Annotated in this window: 1 protein-coding gene; it reads right to left on the bottom strand. The window is 64.7% G+C overall.

The window, feature by feature from the left end:
- Nucleotides 1–1,925: alkyl/aryl-sulfatase (locus tag WCE35_RS21225; RefSeq protein WP_424595279.1), on the bottom strand; the 1,925-nt coding region annotated here is incomplete at its 3' end.
- Nucleotides 1,926–2,076 lie beyond the last annotated feature (151 nt).

Here is a 2,076-nt window from a genome sequence, read left to right as displayed (position 1 = left end):
GCCGTCCGCTTCGGCTCGACGATCTCGAACATGCGCGGAAACTCGTCCATCAGCGTCATCAGCTCGCCAAGACGTGTGGCATCGCCGCTGACCCTGATCCTGCCGCCTGCGATGGCTTCGGCGAACGAGGTCGGCCTGGCGATGACCTCGTCCAGGGTGCCGCGCGCGAGCGTAAAACCGGCGTCCGGCTTGTCGGCCTGCGCACCGGCGACATAAGTCAGCGCGCAATTCTCCAGGTTGAGAATGAAGCTCTCCCCGGTGTCGGTGAAACTCCAGTTCAGCACGATGCGCTTGCCTTCGGCCCTCGGACCGTTGAGGCGGACGCCGAGCACGTCCCACAACTGTTCGGTTCGCAGGGCGGCCAGCGTTTCGCGCGGCATCGGCGCGCGCGGCGGCGCCTTCGGCATCCCCTGCCGCAATTCCTGCGCGCCGAACAGATAGGCGTTGCGCCAGGTCGAGCTTTCCGAGGCATAGCCGAGCTGCTCGAAAGTGTCGGCCAGCATCGCGCGGGCGGCCTGGTTGTCCGGCTCGGCGAACACCAGATGGCTCACCGCCTGCGCCACGAAGCGGAATTCGCCCCTGGCGAAATCCTTGCGCGCTCGATCGAGGATCGCATCCGCGCCGCCCATATACTCGACATACTTTCTGCCCGACTCGACCGGCGGCAGCGGATCGAGATGGACGGGATTGGCGTCGTACCAGCCGAGATATTTTTGATAGATCGCCTTCACATTATGCCGGATATGGCCGTAATAGCCGCGCGCGTGCCAGGCGCCGTCGAGGCTTTTGGGCAACCGGATCGCCTCGGCGATCTCGGTCGCTGTCAGGCCATGGTTCATCAGGCGGATGGTCTGGTCATGCGCGAATTTGTAGAGGTCGCGCTGCTGGCGGATCATGGTATCGATGCGCTCATGGCCCCAGACCGGCCAGTGGTGCTGGCCGCACATGGCGTCGGCCTTACCGCCCCACATCTGCAGCGCTTCGCCGAGATATTTCGACCAGGCGAGTGCGTCGCGCACGTCGGCGCCGCGGAACGGCAGCAGATTGTGGAAATTATGCGTGCAGTTTTCCGCAAGATTCAACAGCCTGTAGCGCGGCACGAAGAAATGCATCTCCGCCGGCGCCTCGCTGTTCGGCGCCATCTGGAATTCGAATTCCAGCCCGTCGATGCTGCGCTTGTCGCCGGTCGCGATGATCAGGTCGGTCGGGCGCAACAGCGCGACCGAGCCTGCCGCCATCGACTTGCCGAGCCCGCAATCGACCTGCCCCCGCGCGCCCTTGGCGAGGAACGGCCCGAACTGATATTGCGCGCGCCGCAGCATCGCGGGGCCGGCGATGATGTTTTCGGAAACCGCATGCTCCATGAACAAGTTCGGCGCGATGATCGGCACCTTCCCGCTCGAAAGCGTCTCATCATCGAGCACGCCGCGCGCGCCGCCCCAATGGTCGGTATGGGTGTGGGTGAAGATCACGGCGCTGACCGGCCGCTTGCCGCGGTGCTCGAAATAAAGCTCCATCGCGGCCCGCGCGCCCTCGATCGAGGTCAGCGTATCGACCACGATCACGCCGCCATTGCCCTCGATCAGCGTCATGTTGGCGATGTCCAGCCCGCGCACCTGGTAGACGCCAGGCACCACCTCGAACAGACCGTGATTCATGTTGAGGCGCGACTGCCGCCACAGGCTCGGATCGACCGTCGGCGGGGCTTGTTCCGAGGTCAGGAAGCCATAAGGCTCGAGGCTCCAGACCACCCTGCCCTGCGGGGTCGCGATCCGCGCGTTCTCTATCGTGCCGAGAAAGCCGCGCGCGGCGTCATCGAAATCCCTGACATCCGAGAACGGCAGCGCTTTCAGCGTCGCCGCGTGCTGGGCTACCACCGATGCCGAGGCGACCTTGGGTATTTCACTGCTGACGGTCTGGTTCATTGCCCTGTTTCCTCGCATGCGGCCGACGCCGATCGCAGAATATCCGCGACAGCCTGGCCGGCCGCAACTGTCCCAAGGTTGCCGCCGACATCCCGGGTTGTCCGGCCAGCCTGAATTGCGACCGCAATAGCATGTTCGATCGCACGGCCCG

The organism is Bradyrhizobium sp., assembly GCF_049691595.1.
Classification (GTDB): Bacteria; Pseudomonadota; Alphaproteobacteria; order Rhizobiales; family Xanthobacteraceae; genus Bradyrhizobium.
This window is presented reverse-complemented; position numbering and strand designations above follow the sequence as displayed.